We start from the raw sequence: 13,956 nt of genomic DNA, 5'->3' as shown, positions 1-13,956 counted from the left end.
ACATATTCAGGAGCACGCATGCTGAACCCATTCCCAACAGAAGACGAACACGACAGCACCCAGCAAATGGCCCTGAAAGCCGCTGCCGCGTCCAGAAGCACCTGGATCAGCGTGGCCGTCAACATCACCCTGAGCACGGTGCAGATCCTGGTAGGCATCTTCGCCAAATCGCAGGGACTGATCGCCGATGGCGTGCATTCCCTGTCCGACCTGGTAGCCGACTTTGCCGTCTTACTGGCCAACCACCACAGCCGCAAGGATGCCGATACCGAGCACCCTTACGGCCACCAGCGCTTTGAAACCGGGGCCTCGCTGGTACTGGGTTTGCTGCTGCTGGCGGTGGGCCTGGGCATGGTGTGGACGGCGGTGCTCAAGCTGGAACAGCCCAGCACTATCCCCAGCGTGCACCTGTCGGCGCTGTGGGTAGCACTGGCCGCGCTGGTGGCCAAGGAGTGCCTGTTCCGCTACATGCTGCGGGTGGCCACGGCCGTCAAGTCGGGCATGCTGGTGGCCAACGCCTGGCACGCCCGCTCGGACGCGGCCTCGTCCCTGGTGGTGGCCTGCGGTATCGGTGGCAACCTGCTGGGCTACCCATTGCTGGACCCGATAGCGGCATTGGTCGTGGGCTTGATGGTGGGCAAGATGGGTTGGTCGTTTGGCTGGGATGCGCTGAACGACCTGATGGACCGGGGTGCCGACACGCAAGAGGTAGAGGCCATCCAGCACACCATCGCCCAGACCCCCGGCGTGCTGGGCGTGCACGAACTGAAAACCCGCCGCATGGGCGACATGCTGGTGGCCGACGCACACATCGTGGTGGCCGCCGACATCACCGTCGAAGCCGGCCACGGCATCGCCGTGGAAGCCCGCCGCCGAGTGCTTCAGCAGCACGCGGTGCTGAACCTGATGACCCACATCGACCCGGCCAACCGGCCCGACGGGGACCACCCGGCGGCCAAAACCTAGCACTTAACCCGCAGACCACGGCGTTTTGCAACGCGTGTACTCCAGTTGGTACACCGATGCTGCGACCTCCCCCGCACCGGCCTGCGCCAGCACAGCCTGCACGCCCGGCAGCACGGCATCCAGCGCGGCGGCGTGGACGCCCTCCGCCAGTACCACCCAGGTGGGCACCAGGGTGGTGTCGGCGCGGGCTTGTTTCTCGGCGGTTTGTACCTGGCTGCCTTCTACATCGGCCAGGCACAGATGGGCTCCCACCATGCCGGGCGCCTCGCACAGCGCAGGCAGCACCTGTTGGCGCAGCTGCCGGGCCACTGCAGCACGCAATACTTCGGGTACATCGAAGCGCAGCGTGGCGATCACGCCGCCCTGGCCTACGCCACCGGTGTAGTCCACCCGGCAAATAGAACGCGACACATTGCGAAATGCCTGTACCGAGGCCTTGGTCCATGGCGTGGGGCTGTTCAGCCGGTTCAGGTAGTCCTGGCCACCAACCACCTCGGGGCTTTGCGCCTCGTACAGGTTGAAGTATTCCGGCCCGCCTTGCAGCGCGATGTAGCGGCGGCCGCGCAAAAAGCCGGGGATGCCCGCGCGCTCGGGCATATGTTCGCGGTTATGCCATTCGTAGAAGTTGGCCTTGGCTTCGGGCAGCAGGTCGTGCCAGATGGCGACAGCACCCAGCCCAGCTAGGCTCACGGCGCACCTCTGCGGACGCGTGCGGCCCAAGCTTCGCCAAACGCGTCCGAGAACGGCACCACTACCTGGCGCTGCTCGCCCAGGCCGGCAATACCCAGAGTCATTACATCTCCGTTTTGCAGAAATACTGGTGGCTTCTGGCCCAGGCCGACGCCGGGTGGTGTGCCGGTGGGAATCACGTCGCCCGGCAGCAGGGCCATGAAGCGGCTCAGGTAGCTGACGATCACGTCCACGCCGAAGATCATGGTGCGGGTGTTGCCGGTCTGGCGGCGCTTGCCGTTCACGTCCAGCCACATATCCAGGTTCTGCACGTCCGGCATCTCGTCGCGGGTTAGCAGCCAGGGGCCGATGGGGCAATGCGTGGGGTAGCTCTTGCCCTTGGTCCACTGGCCTTCGAACTCGATCTGGTAGGCGCGCTCGGACATGTCGTTGACCAGGCAGTAGCCGGCTACATGGTGCAAGGCATCGGCCTGGCTGACGTTCCAGGTTGGCTGGCCGATGACGATGCCCAACTCCACCTCCCAATCCATCTTCACCGAGCCGGGTGCGCGCAGTACATCGTCGTTCGGCCCGCTGAGGCTGCTGGTGTGTTTGTTGAACACAATGGGTTGGCTGGGGATGGTGGCGTTGGTCTCGGCCGCATGGTCGGAATAGTTCAGGCCGATGCAGACGATGTTTTGCACCTGGCCCACGCAGGCCCCCAGGCGCACACCTGCGGGCACCAGCGGCAGGGATTGGGGATCAACCGCCCGCAACCGGTCCAGGCCTTCAGGGCTGAGCACATTGCCGGCAATATCAGGCACCAGGCCCGACAGGTCGCGGATGCCGCCCTGGCTGTCGAGCAAACCCGGTTTCTCGGCGCCTACCGCGCCATAACGTACCAATCGCATACATGCCTCCTTATAGGTAATCGAAAGAAAAATCAAAATCAGCCCGCTCGCCGTAGCGCAGAGCAATCGCCTTGCCCGCGGGCCAGCGCAGCACCCCGGCCAGCGAGCCGGTGATCACGGTCTGCCCGGCTTGCAAGCCCAGGCCGCGCTCGCGCAGGAAATTGGCTAGCCAGTACAGGCCGGCGCGCGGGTGGGTGTCGGGGTGGCGGGCGGTGTAATTGGCGGAGATCGCATCCTGCACATCCACCGTCAGCGCAAATTCCGCCCAATGGCTGTCGTCCAGCACCGGGCCCAGCACCAGACCGGAATTCAGCAAACCATCGGCCAACTGTTCGGGGAATGGCACCTCTGCATCGATGGCATAGCGGCTGCCAATGATTTCCAGCGCGCAGCGGGCGTGCAGCACAGCGGCATCCACCTCTTGTGGCGTGTAGGGCTGGGGCCGGGCCGGCAGACCGTGGGCCAACACATAGCCGATTTCTGGCTCGAAATAGCCCTCAGCGGCGGCGCCCTGCCGGGCTGGCAGCCGCACCTGGGGTGCGGTGTACACGGCATCGGCGTAGATCGGCGCGGCGATCAGCTTGCCGGTCGTGGGCAGCGCGCATTTCCAGCCCGCCACCGCCTGGTTCAGGCCCAGGGTGACCTGCTGCTGGACCTGCCAGCCCTGCTCGGCATCGGCTGGGCGGCAGGCCTCGGGCAGGCGCGCGCCCACCCGCCCGGTGCGCCGTCTTGCTATTATTTCCGTAGCTGCTAGCGTAGATTTCTCCTGCGCTAGAGCCCTATTTTCTTTAAATTCCGGGCTCATGCTGCGTGCGCTTTGACCTCGGCCACCACCTCGCGCGAAAGCACGCCCTTGCTGAAGAAGATTTCGTTGATCTCGTCGCAGGCATCAAAGAAGCGCTGGTCCCGCCGGGCTTCCAGGCCCCGCAGGCGCGGCAAGTCGATTTTCAGCTCGCGGTCGATCTTGCCGGGGCGGGCCGACATCACCAACACACGGTCGGCCAGCAGTACGGCTTCGTCTACGCTGTGGGTGATGAAGAGCACGGTTTTCTTGGTGCTGATCCAAAGCTTTTCCAGGTCCAAGCGTACCTGTTCGCGGGTCAGCGCATCCAGTGCACCGAAGGGCTCGTCCATCAACAGCAGCGGGGGGTTGTGCAGCAAGGCCCGTGCAATCGAGGCGCGCTGGCGCATGCCGCCAGACAGCTCGTGCGGGTAGCGGTCGGCAAAATCCTGCAGGCCCACCTGGTGCAGCAATTGCATGGCGCGCTCTTTGTAGTCGGCCACGTTGTAGCCACGCATATCGGCCTGGAACAACACGTTGTCCAGCGTGTTGCGCCATTCCAGCAGCACCGGGCTTTGGAAGACGATGCCGACATCGCTGACCGGCCCGTTCACTGGCTTTCCATTGACCGCAATGCTGCCACTGCTGACACCGTGCAGCCCGGCCACCAGCCGCATCAGGGTGGATTTGCCGCAGCCCGACGGCCCCACCACGGCAATGAATTCACCCTGTTCAACCTGCAGGTCGATGCTTTGCAGCGCCGTGGTTTCCTTGCCACCGCGCTGGTAGCGCTTGGTGACCCCTTGGATATCAATTCCCAGCATGCTTGTCTCCTTGTTATTCATTTTTTCCATCAGACGGGCAGCGGTTCGCTGCGCGGCCAGACCATCTTCAATGTGCTGGCGGCCTGTGCCAACTGGGCGTGGCACTCGGCGTAGCGGTCGGGTGTCAAACGCAGGCACGGCCCGGCGATGCTCATGGTGCCTACGACCTGGTCGCTGGCATTGCGCACCACCACGGCCACCGCGCTAACTCCGGGTTCAGCCTCTTCCACCGCCAGACCAAAATTGCGCTGGCGGGTGGCTTGCAACTCGTCCAGCAAAGCGGCCACGGTGCGCAGCGCCCGCGGCCCGGCCACCGGCACCACCGTCTGGTCCTGGGCAAACCCGCCACGCATGGCGCAGTGCAAGGCCTGCTCGTCGGTCTGGCTGGCCAGCCAGGCTTTGCCGTTGGCGGTGGCGTGCAGGATGATCGCGCCCGTCATGGACGGCTGGTACATCAGCCCCGGCGTTGCGCCCTGGGACGATGCAAACCAGCGCAGGCGCTCGCCATCCACCACGGTCAGCCGCACCAGTTCCTTGCACTGCTTGGCCACCGCGTCCAGCACCGGCTGCACCAGGCCCGGCAAACCGGTCCCATACAGGTACTGCTGGCCCAGCAAAGACAGTTTGAGCGTGAGCCGGTAGCGCTCGGTCACCGGCTCCTGCTCCACCCAGCCCTGCTCTACCAGGTTGGCCAGCAGCCGGTGTGCCGGGCCGTTTTGCAGGTCCAGGCGCAGAGCAATGTCAGACAAACGCATCCATTCGGGCTGGCTGGCCAGCAGCTCCAGTGCCTCCAGGCAGCGATCGAGTAAACCTTTGACGAGTCTCATTTTGGAATTGTATTTTTAGTGGAATGTAGTTACATTAACAAAAACGCAGCCCACTGTCAAACACGGCAGGGGAAATAAAACCGGGTGGCAGCCGCTGCCCATCTACAAAGAGACGGAGACAAGATGCATTTGCGAATGTTTGGGCGTTACCAGCAGGCTGTGCGCCTGGCGCTGACTTTTGGGGGCTTTTTGCTGGCCTGGCAGATCTTCTGCATGGTGACCGGCATCAAGCCGTACATCCTGCCCGCGCCCAGCCTGATCCTGGTCAGCCTGGTCGCCAAATTCCCGCGCCTGGCCGAGGCCAGCATGTACACCTTGCAGCCCATGCTGCTGGGCTATGGGTTGGCCGTGGTGCTGGGGGTACTGATTGCGCTGGGTATCGCCTTCTCGCGCACCCTGGAGCGCACGCTGTACCCGCTGCTGGTGTTCTTCCAGATCATCCCCAAGATCGCGGTGGCACCGCTGTTCATCATCTGGTTTGGTTTTGGGCTGATGCCCAAGGTGCTGCTGGTGTTCCTGCTATCGTTTTTCCCGGTGGTGGTGTCGGCCATCACCGCGTTCCGCTCGGTGGACGCAGACATCATGGACCTGGCCAAGTCCACCGGAGCCTCGCGTCTACGCACCTTCTTCAAGATCCAGATCCCACACGCGCTGCCCACCATGTTCACCGGCTTCAAGGTGGCCGCCGCCTTGTCATCCACCGCCGCCGTGGTGGCCGAGTTTGTAGCCTCTGACAAAGGCCTGGGCTTTTTGCTGCTGGAGTACAACGGCTCGCTGGACACCACCATGACCTTTGCCACCATCATCGTGCTCAGCGTATTGGGCCTGGCGCTGTACGGCATCGTGGAGCTGGTTGAAATGATCGCCATCCCCTGGCATATCTCTCGCCGCGAACCCCAAGGCATATCCGCCGCCGGCAGTGCCCATTGACCGCCTTTCCTTACCCAAAAACCCACCGGAGACCCGCATGAAATTAATCCTCAAAACTGCCGCCCTGGCCATCGCCCTGTGCCTCAGCGCCCAGGCCATGGCGCAAGAAAAAGCCTCGTTGCGGCTGAACTGGCTGCTGTATGGCTTCCACTCGTTCTTTCAGCTTGGAGTGGACAAGGGCTTTTACAAAGAAGAAGGCATTGATCTGACCATTGGCGAAGGCCAAGGCTCAGGCCGTGCGATCCAGATTGTGGGCAGCAAGTCAGACACTTTTGGCCTGAGCGACGGCGGCAGCGTGATTGGCGGCGCCAGCAAGGGCGCGCCGGTGCAAGCGGTGATGGGCATCATGAACAAGACCCCGTTCGCCGTGATCGCGCGGGCCGATGCGGGCATCAAATCGGTGAAGGACCTGGAAGGCAAAACCATTGCCGCCACCACCGGCGAAGCTGCACTGACCATCTTTCCGTCGCTTGCCAGCGCCAACCCGATCGACATCTCCAAGGTGAAGTTTGTGCGCGTAGACGGCAGCGGCAAGCTGGTCGCCATGCTGGAGAAAAAAGTCGATGCCATGCTGGGTGGGCTGGAAAACCAGTCACTGATCCTGGCCCAGCGCGGCCTGCCGGTGACCACCCTGGGCTATGCCGATATCGGCGCCAACACGCTGGGGCTGGTCGCCGTGGCCCATAGCGACACCATCAAGTCCAACCCAGCGTTGGTGCAAAAGTTCATCCGTGCCACACAGAAGTCGATTGCCTACGCAAGCAAGAATCCCGAAGAAGCCATCGCCGCCATCGCCAAGATCAAGCCCGACCTGGACAAAGACCTGGCCCTGAAGCAGCTCAAAGCCGGCCTGGCCCTGCAGCGCGCCGCGGGTGGCGAAACCCAGCCCATCGGCTGGATGAACCCAGACGACTGGGCCCGCACCCTGAAGATGGCGCAGGACTACCAGGAACTGAAGACCGACTTGCCCGCCACTGCCTTCTACACCAACCAATTGGTGGGCAAATAAGCCATGGCCATGCCGCTTGCCTATGATTTCAAGGGCCGCGTCGCCGTCGTCACTGGCGGCAGCGGCGGCCTGGGCCTGGCCATGGCCGAACGTCTGTGGGGCGCAGGTGCCAGCATCGCCCTGTGGGATGCCAACACGGCGGGAGCGCAATCCCTGGCCGACCGGTTGGGCAGCAGGGTCGTGGCCCAACAGGTCGATGTGACCAGCGAAGACTCAGTACAGGCCGCCGCTGCAGCCACCGCAAAGCGTTTTGGCCATATCGACACGTTGGTCAACAACGCCGGCATCCTCGGCCCGGTTGCCAACACCTGGGAGCACAGCCCAGCACAATTTCGCCGGGTGCTAGATGTAAACCTGGTCGGCAGCTTTCTGTGCTGCCACGCCGTCATCCCGTGGATCTTGAAGAACCCGGCATCCGACTGGCGCGGCCGCATCGTGAATGTGTCCAGCATCCAGGGTAAGGAAGGCATGCCTCAGGCCGCCGCCTACGCCGCCTCCAAAGCCGGGATGATCGCCCTTACCAAAACCCTGGGCAAGGAGCTGGCCACCGAGGGCGTGCTGGTCAACGCCATCACGCCCGCCGCTGTGATGACGGCCATGGCCGATGCCCTGACCGACGAGCGCCGCCAATCCATCCTGGCGCGCATCCCCATGCAGCGCTTTTTGACGTCTGAAGAAGTCGCCGACCAGGTGGCCTGGCTGTGCTCCGCCGAGTGCGCCTTTGCCACCGGCGCGGTGTTCGATCTTTCAGGCGGCCGCGCTACGTATTAGGACTTTCATGCAGCAGCACCTCACACTGACCAGCACCCTGCCCGCCGACCACGCCCAGGCCGTGCTCATCGGCCGCATCTGGATCGAAGGCACCGGTCCGGTGTTAGTCCGCGTACAGTCCGACGGCATTATCAGCATGGAACACCTGGCCGCCACCGCCAGCCAATTGCTGAACCTGCCCGATGCCGCCGCCCAGGTGCGCGCCCAGCCCGGCGCACGCATCGCCGATACCGCCGCGGTACTGGCGAATTCGGCCTTTGACGCCCGCGACCCCGCCCTACCCTGGCTGCTGGCACCCTGCGACCTGCAGGCGCTAAAGGCCGCAGGTGTGACCTTTGTGGCCAGCATGCTGGAGCGGGTGATCGAAGAACAAGCCCGGGGCGATGCCAGCAAGGCCGTGGCTGTGCGCGCAGCCGTGGTGGCGGTAATTGGTGACAACCTCAGCAACATCCAGCCCGGCTCGCCCGCCGCCGCCCAGCTCAAAGAGGTGCTGCTGGCGCAGGGCATGTGGTCGCAGTACCTGGAAGTAGGCATCGGCCCGGATGCCGAAATCTTCACCAAATCACAGCCGCTGAGCGCCGTGGGTACGGGTGCCGAGGTAGGCATCCACCCTGGCAGCAGCTGGAACAACCCCGAGCCCGAGGTGGTGCTTGCCGTCAACAGCCGGGGCGAAACCGTGGGCGCAGCCCTGGGCAACGATGTAAATCTGCGCGACTTCGAGGGCCGCAGCGCCCTGTTGCTGGGCAAGGCCAAGGACAACAACGCGTCTTGCGCCATCGGGCCGTTCATTCGCCTGTTCGATGCGCATTTCGGCATTGACGACGTACGCCGCTGCGATCTGGCGATGCAGGTTACGGGGCAAGACGACGGCTTTGTGATGCATGGCAGCAGCAGCCTGTCCAAAATCAGCCGCGACCCGCTGGATCTGGTGGCCCAGGCTATCGGCCCCAACCACCAGTACCCCGACGGGCTGATGCTTTTTCTGGGCACCATGTTTGCCCCCACCCAAGACCGCCACAGCGCGAGCCAGGGATTCACCCACACGGTGGGTGATGTGGTGACCGTCGGCACGGCGCAGCTTGGCCAATTGGTCAATCGTGTCAACACTTGCGACCAGGTGCCGCCGTGGACCTATGGCATGGGCGCTTTGATGGCCGATCTGGCGCGGCGCGGGCTGCTGGCATAATTCAGGGTCTTTTAGGGCTCTGGTGCAGATTCTTATTGCGCCAGTAGCTATATTTTAAATAGCAGTAACTACATACTGCCCCTGCATCAGCCTAAACGCAAAGCACTTGCGCTGTAGCCTGGGGGTATGCGTAGTTTCAGCAACCATTCCAAGGAACACACATGGCTTTCACCACCACCGCCTCCGGCCTGCAGTTTGAAGACACCATCCAGGGCTCGGGCGATGTCGCCACCAAGGGCAAGAGCGTTACCGTGCACTACACCGGCTGGCTCTACAACGACGGCGTGCAAGGTGCCAAGTTCGACTCCAGCAAGGACCGCAAAGACCCCTTCGTGTTCTCGCTGGGCGCAGGCATGGTCATCAAGGGCTGGGACGAAGGCGTGGCCGGCATGCAAGTCGGTGGTGCCCGCACCCTGGTCATCCCCGCCGCCCTGGGCTACGGCGCACGCGGTGCGGGCGGCGCGATTCCACCGAATGCCACGCTGAAATTCGACGTGGAACTGCTGGCCATCAAGGGCTGAAACTTCCCTGGGCGGGGCCTGTGGTCCCGCCGCGCCAACCCATTTTTTCGACGCCGCCCCCTTGCAAAAGGCCTGGGCGGCACAAGTTTGCGTAACTGGTTCACTCCATTCACCCTCCAGAACATGTCTGAAAACAACACCAATCCCGACCACCAGCCCCTGGACGGCATGGCCCCTGCCGATGAGCAAGCAACCAGCGACGTGGAAGCGCTGGCCATGGCCCAGGCCGAACTGGCTGCCCTGAAAGCCAAAAGCGCCGATCTGGCCGACCAGTTTCTGCGCGCCAAGGCCGATGCCGAAAACGCCCGCCGCCGCGCCGAAGACGATATCGCCAAGGCCCGCAAGTTCAGCCTGGAAAGCTTTGCCGAAAGCCTGCTGCCCGTGGCCGACAGCCTGGAAGCCGGTCTGGCCATCAAGGACGGCACGCCCGCGCAGATCCGCGAAGGCGCCGAAGCCACCCTGCGCCAGCTCAAAAGCGCGCTAGAACGCAACAAGGTGATTGAGATCGCCCCCGCCGCGGGAACCAAGTTCGACCCGCACCAGCACCAGGCCATCAGCGTGGTGCCTGCCGAGCAGGAAGCCAACACCGTGGTCAGCGTGCTGCAAAAGGGCTATTTGATCTCGGAGCGCGTGCTGCGCCCGGCCCTGGTCACGGTTACCGCTCCTAAATAAATAAAAAGCGCAGGGATTTCAATCTCCCCACTCTTGAAGTGGCGAAAGTAATCCGCACCTTGAACGCATCAGGGCTTTGCTTGAAGCCCGCAACACTTACACAAATCTAAGGACGAAATCATGGGAAGAATTATTGGCATTGACTTGGGCACCACCAACAGCTGCGTTTCCGTCATGGAAGGCAATGTGCCCCGCGTGATCGAAAACGCCGAAGGTGCACGCACCACCCCGTCCATCGTCGCGTACCAGGAAGACGGCGAAGTGCTGGTGGGCGCGTCCGCCAAGCGCCAGGCGGTCACCAACCCCAAGAACACACTGTACGCCGTCAAGCGTTTGATCGGTCGCAAGTTTTCTGAAAAAGAAGTCCAGAAAGACATCGACCTGATGCCTTACTCCATCGTGGCGGCCGACAACGGCGATGCCTGGGTGGAAGTGCGCGGCAACAAGATTTCGGCCCAGCAGGTCAGCGCCGACATTCTGCGCAAGATGAAGAAGACCGCCGAAGACTACCTGGGCGAAGCCGTCACTGAAGCCGTGATCACCGTGCCCGCGTACTTCAACGACGCACAGCGCCAAGCCACCAAGGACGCAGGCCGCATTGCTGGCTTGGACGTGAAGCGCATCATCAATGAGCCTACCGCAGCTGCTTTGGCTTTTGGCCTGGACAAGCACGAAAAAGGCGACCGCAAGATTGCGGTGTATGACCTGGGCGGCGGTACGTTCGACGTGTCCATCATCGAAATCGCCGATGTCGATGGCGAAAAGCAATTCGAAGTGCTGTCCACCAATGGCGACACCTTCCTGGGCGGCGAAGACTTTGACCAGCGCATCATCGACTTCATCATTGCCGAGTTCAAGAAAGAATCCGGCGTCGATCTGTCGAAAGACGTGCTGGCCCTTCAGCGCCTGAAGGAAGCCGCTGAAAAGGCCAAGATCGAGCTGTCCAACAGCGCATCCACCGACATCAACCTGCCCTACGTCACGGCAGATGCCTCCGGCCCCAAGCACCTGAACATCAAGCTCAGCCGCTCCAAGCTCGAAGCCCTGGTCGAAGAACTGATTGAGCGCACCATCGCCCCCTGCCGCACCGCCATCAAGGATGCGGGTGTGAGCGTGGCCGACATCCATGACGTGATTTTGGTCGGCGGCATGACCCGCATGCCCAAGGTGCAAGAAAAGGTGAAGGAATTCTTTGGCAAGGAACCCCGCAAGGACGTGAACCCTGACGAAGCCGTGGCCGTGGGCGCAGCCATCCAGGGCCAGGTGTTGAGCGGCGACCGCAAGGACGTGCTGCTGCTGGACGTGACCCCGTTGTCGCTGGGTATTGAAACCCTGGGCGGCGTGATGACCAAGATGATCGTCAAGAACACGACCATCCCGACCAAGTTTGCGCAGACCTTCTCTACCGCCGACGACAACCAGCCCGCCGTAACCATCAAGGTGTTCCAGGGCGAGCGCGAGATCGCCAACGTCAACAAGCTGCTGGGTGAGTTCAACCTGGAAGGCATCCCACCGGCAGCGCGTGGTACGCCGCAGATCGAAGTGTCGTTCGACATCGACGCCAACGGCATCTTGCACGTCGGCGCGAAAGACAAGGGCACCGGCAAGGAAAACAAGGTCACCATCAAGGCCAACTCCGGTCTGTCGGAAGCCGAAATCCAGCAAATGGTGAAAGATGCCGAGCTGAACGCCGCCGACGACAAAAAGAAGCTGGAACTGGTGCAAGCCCGTAACCAGGGCGAAGCCAGCGTGCACAGCGTCAAGAAGAGCCTGACCGAGTACGGCGACAAGATCGAAGCCGCCGAGAAGGAAAGCATTGAAGCCGCCATCAAGGCCCTGGAAGAAGCGTTGAAGGGCGAGGACAAAGCCGCCATCGACGAGAAGAACACAGCCCTGATGACTGTCAGCCAGAAGCTGGGCGAGAAGATGTACGCCGACATGCAAGCCAAGCAGGCCGCTGATGCAGCAGCAGCCGGTGGCGCAGAGCCACAAGCCGAAGCTGCCAAAGCCGCTGACGACAACGTGGTCGACGCCGAAGTGAAAGAAGTCAAGAAGGGCTAACTGGTTAGCCGTAGGCTGATCAAAAACCCGCGCCGCGCCCGGCTGGTCCTTCACAGGACTTCCGGCGCGGCTTTTTGCGTAACGGGCTATCCGGCCCCACCCCGATCGCCGTAGTGAGAAAGTGATTGCAGCATGAGCAAACGAGATTATTACGAAGCCCTCGGCGTTCCCAAGAACGCCTCCGAGGAAGAAATCAAGAAGGCCTATCGCAAGCTGGCGATGAAGCACCACCCTGACCGCAACCAGGGGGATTCGGCCAAGGGTGCCGAAGACAAGTTCAAGGAAATCAAGGAAGCCTACGAAATGCTGAGCGATGCGCAAAAGCGTGCCGCCTACGACCAGCATGGCTTTGCCGGTGTCGACCCGAACATGCGTGGCGGCCCGGGGGCCGAAGGCTTTGCGGGCGGTGGCTTTGCCGAGGCCTTTGGCGATATTTTTGGCGACATGTTCGGCCAAAGCCGCGGTGGTCGCGCCGGTGGCGGTCGCCAGGTGTTCCGCGGCGCCGACCTCAGCTACGCCATGGAAGTCACGCTGGAAGAAGCCGCACGTGGCAAGGAAGCGCAGATCCGTATCCCCACCTGGGAAGCCTGCGACACCTGCCACGGCAGCGGTGCCAAACCTGGCACCCAGGCCAAAACCTGCGGCACCTGCGCGGGCCAGGGCACGGTGCAGATGCGCCAGGGCTTCTTCAGCGTGCAGCAAACCTGCCCCACCTGCCGTGGCACGGGCAAGGTCATTCCCGACCCCTGCACCGTCTGCAGCGGCCAGGGCAAGGTCAAAAAGCAAAAAACGCTGGAAGTCAAAATCCCCGCCGGTATCGACGACGGCATGCGCATCCGCAGCGTGGGCAATGGCGAGCCGGGCTCGAACGGTGGCCCCTCGGGGGATCTGTACATCGAGATTCGCACCAAGAAGCACGACATTTTCGAGCGCGACGGCGGCGACCTGCATTGCTCGGTACCGGTGAGCTTTATCACCGCCGCCCTGGGCGGAGAGATCGAAGTGCCCACCCTGGCGGGTAAAGCTGCCATCGACATCCCCGAAGGCACGCAAGCGGGCAAGCAGTTCCGCCTGCGCGGCAAGGGTATCAAGGGCGTGCGCGACAGCTCGCCTGGCGACCTGTACTGCCACATCACGGTGGAAACCCCGGTCAAGCTCACCGAACACCAGCGCAAGCTGATGCGCGAGCTGGAAGACTCTTTCAAAAAGGGGGGCGGTAAGCATTCGCCCACCGGTGACAGCTGGACGGACAAGCTGAAGAAGTTCTTCGCATAGGGTGTTGAACACCCCCAGGCTGCAGCGCTTCGCGTCTTTCGCCAACCCCCTTGCAGGGGGCAACAGCAGCGGCCTGGCGGAGCCAGTTCCGCGCTGTTCTGGTAGGGGCTTTGCTACGCTTGCCCTGGTTTGATTCAAAGCCCCTTGGTGTTTGTTCCTTGGGGCTTTTTCATGACCGGGCTAAAGCCATGCTCGCTATAGTGTTGATAGCTACGCACGTATGCAGCACCTACGCCAGAGGCACTTTTATTATAAAAATCGCACTGCAAACTGATGGGAATTGGTGCTGTCCGCTTATAGTTCAAGCTTTGCCAGCAGCAAGGACATTGCCATGAAAACCAAAGCCGCCGTCGCCTGGAAAGCAGGCGCCCCCCTGACCATCGAAACCGTGGACCTGGAAGGCCCCAAGTTCGGCGAAGTGCTGGTCGAAATCAAGGCCACCGGCATCTGCCACACCGACTACTACACCCTCAGCGGTGCCGACCCCGAAGGCATCTTCCCCGCCATCCTCGGCCACGAAGGCGCAGGCATCGTGGTCGATGTCGGCCCCGGT

15 protein-coding genes are annotated in these 13,956 nt (G+C 62.5%); 10 read left to right on the top strand and 5 right to left on the bottom strand.

From position 1 onward, the window contains the following. Positions 1-18: 18 nt before the first annotated feature. Entirely contained in the window at positions 19-966 is a 948-nt protein-coding gene (locus AC097L_RS21510; protein ID WP_479588765.1) for a cation diffusion facilitator family transporter, read from the top strand. Positions 967-969: 3 nt separating this feature from the next. Here the strand turns inward: AC097L_RS21510 and AC097L_RS21505 are convergent, their stop codons facing one another. The 5 genes from AC097L_RS21505 to AC097L_RS21485 are packed head-to-tail and all read right to left on the bottom strand — an operon-like array spanning position 970 to position 4,978. After that, positions 970-1,656, bottom strand: a complete 687-nt coding sequence (locus AC097L_RS21505; RefSeq protein ID WP_479588764.1) for a hypothetical protein — start codon at positions 1,654-1,656, stop codon at positions 970-972. Beyond that, entirely contained in the window at positions 1,653-2,546 is an 894-nt protein-coding gene (locus tag AC097L_RS21500) for a fumarylacetoacetate hydrolase family protein (RefSeq protein WP_479588763.1), read from the bottom strand. The genes AC097L_RS21505 and AC097L_RS21500 overlap by 4 nt, the downstream gene beginning before the upstream one ends. A 10-nt stretch (positions 2,547-2,556) precedes the next feature. Further along, entirely contained in the window at positions 2,557-3,351 is a 795-nt protein-coding gene (locus tag AC097L_RS21495; protein ID WP_479588762.1) for a hypothetical protein, read from the bottom strand. Next, complete coding sequence (locus AC097L_RS21490; RefSeq protein WP_479588761.1) at positions 3,348-4,151, bottom strand: ABC transporter ATP-binding protein; 804 nt, start codon at positions 4,149-4,151, stop codon at positions 3,348-3,350. The genes AC097L_RS21495 and AC097L_RS21490 overlap by 4 nt, the downstream gene beginning before the upstream one ends. 29 nt (positions 4,152-4,180) lie before the next feature. Then, on the bottom strand, positions 4,181-4,978 hold the full coding sequence (locus AC097L_RS21485; RefSeq protein ID WP_479588760.1) for an IclR family transcriptional regulator: 798 nt from the start codon (positions 4,976-4,978) through the stop codon (positions 4,181-4,183). 123 nt (positions 4,979-5,101) lie between these two features. Between AC097L_RS21485 and AC097L_RS21480 the strand changes: the two genes are divergently transcribed. The 9 genes from AC097L_RS21480 to AC097L_RS21440 all read left to right on the top strand — a co-directional run. Further along, positions 5,102-5,908, top strand: a complete 807-nt coding sequence (locus tag AC097L_RS21480) for an ABC transporter permease (protein WP_479588759.1) — start codon at positions 5,102-5,104, stop codon at positions 5,906-5,908. A gap of 37 nt (positions 5,909-5,945) precedes the next feature. Continuing rightward, positions 5,946-6,917 (top strand): ABC transporter substrate-binding protein, encoded by a 972-nt coding sequence (locus tag AC097L_RS21475; RefSeq protein WP_479588758.1) that lies wholly within the window; start codon positions 5,946-5,948, stop codon positions 6,915-6,917. Positions 6,918-6,926: 9 nt separating this feature from the next. Continuing rightward, positions 6,927-7,688: an SDR family NAD(P)-dependent oxidoreductase gene (locus tag AC097L_RS21470; RefSeq protein WP_479588757.1), complete on the top strand. Its 762-nt coding sequence runs from the start codon at positions 6,927-6,929 to the stop codon at positions 7,686-7,688. A 7-nt stretch (positions 7,689-7,695) separates the two neighbouring features. Then, on the top strand, positions 7,696-8,874 hold the full coding sequence (locus AC097L_RS21465; RefSeq protein WP_479588756.1) for a fumarylacetoacetate hydrolase family protein: 1,179 nt from the start codon (positions 7,696-7,698) through the stop codon (positions 8,872-8,874). Positions 8,875-9,035: 161 nt separating this feature from the next. Next, the gene (locus tag AC097L_RS21460) at positions 9,036-9,395 is read left to right on the top strand and encodes an FKBP-type peptidyl-prolyl cis-trans isomerase (RefSeq protein WP_479588755.1); all 360 of its coding nucleotides are present in this window, start codon (positions 9,036-9,038) and stop codon (positions 9,393-9,395) included. A 123-nt stretch (positions 9,396-9,518) separates the two neighbouring features. Next, positions 9,519-10,067: a nucleotide exchange factor GrpE gene (gene grpE, locus AC097L_RS21455; RefSeq protein WP_479588754.1), complete on the top strand. Its 549-nt coding sequence runs from the start codon at positions 9,519-9,521 to the stop codon at positions 10,065-10,067. Between the two features lie 120 nt (positions 10,068-10,187). Beyond that, on the top strand, positions 10,188-12,128 hold the full coding sequence (gene dnaK / locus AC097L_RS21450) for a molecular chaperone DnaK (RefSeq protein WP_479588753.1): 1,941 nt from the start codon (positions 10,188-10,190) through the stop codon (positions 12,126-12,128). 132 nt (positions 12,129-12,260) lie between these two features. Further along, entirely contained in the window at positions 12,261-13,403 is a 1,143-nt protein-coding gene (gene dnaJ, locus AC097L_RS21445) for a molecular chaperone DnaJ (protein ID WP_479588752.1), read from the top strand. Between the two features lie 331 nt (positions 13,404-13,734). Beyond that, a partial coding sequence (locus AC097L_RS21440) for an alcohol dehydrogenase catalytic domain-containing protein (protein WP_479586330.1) occupies positions 13,735-13,956 on the top strand: 222 nt, incomplete at its 3' end.

The organism is Rhodoferax sp. RT5P35, from assembly GCF_056521385.1.
The sequence above is the reverse complement of the archived record's forward strand: the minus strand, read 5'-3'. Positions and strand labels throughout refer to the sequence as shown.